Here is a 4,577-nt window from a genome sequence, read left to right on the forward strand (position 1 = left end):
TTACTTTAACTATATTCTGTTCAATTTTCAAAGACCATTTACTCTGTCGCACCGAAGCGACTTCCTTATCTTATCATCCTTACCGATTCATGTCAACACTTTTTTTCAAAAAAAGTTTTGCAATTAATCTAGTTAAAAACTTAAGAATTATTACCAAGGATTTTTGCTTAATACCTACAATCTCATCGGCAACGAAATTTATCTTATCATCTATTTAATATATTAATTTATATATTTTTTTATTTATTTAAATTTATATTTATTTTTCTTATACTTTCTATTGTTTTCTTAACAATTCTAATGTTGATACACTAGGATAAGTTTAATCATAGATCAAGCTAAATATACAAATTATATAACACTCTATATCCTTACTACATATTTATTTTATGAATACTTCCTTTAATTTATATGTAATTTTATTTATCAATTCTTTATCATACTGCTAAAATATAAATTAATATCTACAGGACCTTCTAATGTCTCTTTTCCGATATATAATACTGATGTATCTTCTAGTTTATCTATTTTAAGCTTTCTATCTTCCAAATTATTTTCCCTAATCAATAATTCCTCTTTATTCCTTCTATTAAACCTTCCATCCTTATCATAATTTTCTTCTTTTCTATATACCTTACCACTCTTTATACTCCATTTTACTAATGATATCTTTCCATTTACTATTTCAATAGCTGTTATACATCTTGTATGAACACAACTTCCATCATTAAAACACTTACCTTCCCCATTACTTGGGAAAACAGGTCTATGGGTATGCCCAGCTATAACAATTACCCCCTCTCTTTCTGCCCATTCACTTAATCTCTTATCTACATTATTTTTTTCTTTATAATTTTTAGCTGCCCTAGTAGGGTCTTCTACACCAAAGTTCTCTAAAGGTCTCCACAAATATCTAACCAGAAATCTACTTACCCTCCATAAGTTATCATTCAAATAATCTCCTTGATGCCCATGTAATAAAAAAATCCTTTTTTCACTATTTTTATATTTTAAGATTATCCCTCATGAACATGAAGCTCATTAAGTTCTTCATAATTTTTTTCATATCTTGAACCTTCCGTATTTAGCCATTCACATATCCACCTTTAAAAAATTTCTGGCTTCTTTTTAACCATATCATGATTTCCATAAATCATATAAAATCTTTCATCGCAATAAAATTTATTCAAAATCCAAAAATATTACTATGACTCTTATACTCTCCCCCCTAAATTATTTTTAGTATATATATGAAACTTCTCTAAAATACTTAAAAGGCAGAAATTAATTTATTAGCTACAAATTAATTTCTGCCTTTTTATTAACTATATTCATTAATTTACATGAATCTTAAAAAACAATTATTCATAATTAACATAATAATTGCAATTGCTTATTTAAATAATAATTTTTTACTAAAAATCTACTTAAGCAACTCTTTTCTTAAAAACGAGTTTTTACCTACCTTAAATGGTACTTTAACCTTACACATCATTCCTGGATGTGGGCATCCTTCTATAGATTCTCCATCTTCGTTATAAAGTTCTTCAACAATAAAACTTTCACCAAACTCTCCTGGAGTTAATATTTCTACCCTATCTCCTTTTACGAATTTATTTCTTTGTTTACATAGTGCAATTTGAGTTTCTTCATCATATTCATGTACTATTGCTACAACATCATACTCTCTAACGTGATCATTTGTATGATAAATTATTGCATCATTTTTAGGTTCATTAAAGAAAAATCCTGTATTATATTCTCTGTGACTAACCTTATACATTTCATCTCTTAAGGACTTAGGTAATTTATAATTTTCTGGATCTTCATAATATAAATCTATTGCCTTTCTATAAGCATTAACAACTATGGCAACATAATACTCACTTTTATTTCTACCTTCAATTTTTAAAGATGAAATTCCAGCTTCTAAAAGCTCTGGTAAATGCTCTATCATACATAAATCTTTTGAATTCATTATATATGTACCATGTTGATCTTCTTCAATAGGGAAATATTGATTAGGTCTCTTCTCCTCTACTAAAGAATACTTCCATCTACAAGATTGTGCACATGCACCTCTATTAGAATCTCTTCCTGTCATATAACTTGAAAGCAAACATCTTCCTGAATATGACATACACATAGCTCCATGAACGAAAACTTCTAATTCTAATTCCTCTGGTATATGTTCTCTAATTTCTTTTATTTCTTTTAATGAACATTCTCTAGCTAAAACTACACGTTCTGCACCTAAATCATGCCACATATTACATCCTTCATAATTTACTGTATTAGCTTGTGTACTAATATGTATTGGTAAATTAGTATGCTTTTGAACAGTTCTAAAAACTCCAAGGTCTGATACTAAAACAGCATCAACTTTAGCTTCTTCAAGACTTTTTAAAAATTCTGGTAATTTTTCTATTCCTTCATTTCTTGGCATTACATTTACTGTACAGTATATCTTCTTTCCTAAACTATGAGCTAATTCAGCACCTTCCTTTATATCTTCAAATGAAAAGTTTTGTGCTGCTGCTCTTAATGAAAATGCTTCTCCACCAAAATAAACAGCATCAGCTCCATATTGAAAAGCAATTTTTAATTTTTCTAAACTCCCTGCAGGAGCTAATAATTCTGGCTTTTTATATTTTGTTGTCATAATATTCATCCTTTTGTTATATTTATAATTTATGCTTTTATTATATACTACTATTTATTTAATTCAATCTAAAAACTAATACAATACTACCAAAATAGCCATTTAAAATATCATAGTGCCACTACTGTTAAAATTTATATTATTAGTGGTACTTATCATTTTTTAATATTTTTATTACAATAATACTAAGATATAAAAAATTTGAGGTGTAATTATGGAAAAGATAATGAGACCCGTATGGGCTGAAATAGACTTAGATATACTTGCAAATAATATGAAAAATATAAAGAAATTAGCTGGTAATAAAGAAGTTATGGCTGTTGTAAAAGCCGATGCATATGGACATGGTGCCTTAGATGTGGCTCCTTGCCTTTTAGAAAATGGTGCTTCAAGACTAGCTGTTGCAATGCTTACTGAAGGAATTGAACTTAGAAATAATAATATTACAGCCCCTATAATGATACTTGGATATACACCTTTATATTTAGGTGAAGATTTAATTAATTATGATATAGAGCAAACAATTTATGATTTAAATTATGCAAAGGAATTATCTGCTTTAGCAAAAAGTCTTAACAAAAAGGCAAAAGTTCACATAGCTATAGATACTGGTATGGGTAGAATTGGATTCCTTCCTAATGATGAAAGTTTTAATGCTATTTGTGAAATTTGTGCTTTAGATGGTTTAGATGTTATTGGAATATTTACTCATTTTTCTAGCTCTGATGAACAAGATAAAGAATATACTCAATATCAATTTAATCAAATTTATGATTTTATTAATAGACTAGAAAAGAAAGGCGTTAATATACCTTTAAAACATGCCTCTAATAGTGCTGCCATTATCGATTTACCTAATACCTATTTAGATGCTGTAAGAGCTGGAATTATTCTTTATGGATATTATCCTTCAAATGAAGTTAAAAAAGAAAACTTATCAATTAAACCTGCTTTAACTTTAAAAGCTAAAATTGCTCATGTTAAAGAATTAGAAAGTGGTATGTATATTAGTTACAATAGAACTTTTAAAACATCTAGGAAAAGTAAAATTGCAACTATTCCTATTGGATATGCAGATGGATATATTAGGACCTTAAAACATGATGCTAAGGTTATTGTTAATGGTCAGCTAGCTCCTATAGTAGGTAATATTTGTATGGATCAATTTATGATTGATGTTACTGATATAGGTGATATTAAAGCTGGGGATGAAGTTATATTACTAGGTGAAAGTAACGGCATTAAATTTAATGCTGATGATCTTGCAAAATGCATGGATAGTATAAATTATGAAGTTCTTTGTTTATTAAAAAAGAGAGTTCCTAGAGCTTACATTAAAAATGGTGAAATAATTCATGTAAAAAATAATGTTTAATAATTAAATTAATATAAATATTACAAAACTGCTCATAACTTAAATAATGAGCAGTTTTATTTGTATTTTTTAATTATACTTTATCTAAATAGTCTTCATACCCTAAATCTTTCATTTTATCTTTAGGTATAAATTTTAATGATGCTGAATTTATACAATATCTCAATCCACCTAATTCTTCTGGCCCATCTGTAAACACGTGACCCAAATGCGAATTTCCTGATTTACTTCTAACTTCAGTTCTAAACATTCCATGACTAAAATCTGCCTTTTCTTTTACATACCCATTATTAATAGGTCTGGAAAAGGCTGGCCATCCACATCCGGAATTAAATTTATCCTTTGATGAGAATAATGGTTTTCCAGTAACTATATCTACATATATTCCCTCTTCAAAATGTGCATCATACTCATTATTAAAAGGAGGTTCAGTTCCATTTTCTTGAGTAACTTTATATTGAAGAGGTGTCAAAGTTTTTTTAAGTTCTCTTTTCTTTTTATCCGATACTTTCCAGACCTCTTCTATAAATTGTTTTCTTC

General features: G+C 27.9%; 4 protein-coding genes. 1 reads left to right on the top strand and 3 read right to left on the bottom strand.

The window, feature by feature from the left end; all coding sequences use genetic code 11:
• Window positions 1-426: 426 nt before the first annotated feature.
• Together Q0G30_RS13730 and Q0G30_RS13735 are read right to left on the bottom strand one after the other, a co-directional pair.
• Entirely contained in the window at window positions 427-954 is a 528-nt protein-coding gene (locus Q0G30_RS13730) for a hypothetical protein (RefSeq protein WP_294391189.1), read from the bottom strand.
• Between the two features lie 469 nt (window positions 955-1,423).
• On the bottom strand, window positions 1,424-2,662 hold the full coding sequence (locus Q0G30_RS13735; RefSeq protein WP_294391193.1) for a U32 family peptidase: 1,239 nt from the start codon (window positions 2,660-2,662) through the stop codon (window positions 1,424-1,426).
• Between the two features lie 214 nt (window positions 2,663-2,876).
• Between Q0G30_RS13735 and alr the strand changes: the two genes are divergently transcribed.
• Window positions 2,877-4,037 carry an alanine racemase gene (alr, locus tag Q0G30_RS13740; protein ID WP_195515993.1) on the top strand — a complete coding sequence of 387 codons (1,161 nt, stop codon included), beginning with the start codon at window positions 2,877-2,879 and terminating at the stop codon, window positions 4,035-4,037.
• Window positions 4,038-4,110: 73 nt separating this feature from the next.
• Here the strand turns inward: alr and msrB are convergent, their stop codons facing one another.
• Window positions 4,111-4,563, bottom strand: a complete 453-nt coding sequence (msrB, locus tag Q0G30_RS13745; RefSeq protein ID WP_294391196.1) for a peptide-methionine (R)-S-oxide reductase MsrB — start codon at window positions 4,561-4,563, stop codon at window positions 4,111-4,113.
• Window positions 4,564-4,577: the final 14 nt, after the last annotated feature.

It is taken from the genome of uncultured Clostridium sp., from assembly GCF_934754925.1.
In the GTDB taxonomy this organism is placed as follows: Bacteria; Bacillota; Clostridia; order Clostridiales; family Clostridiaceae; genus Clostridium.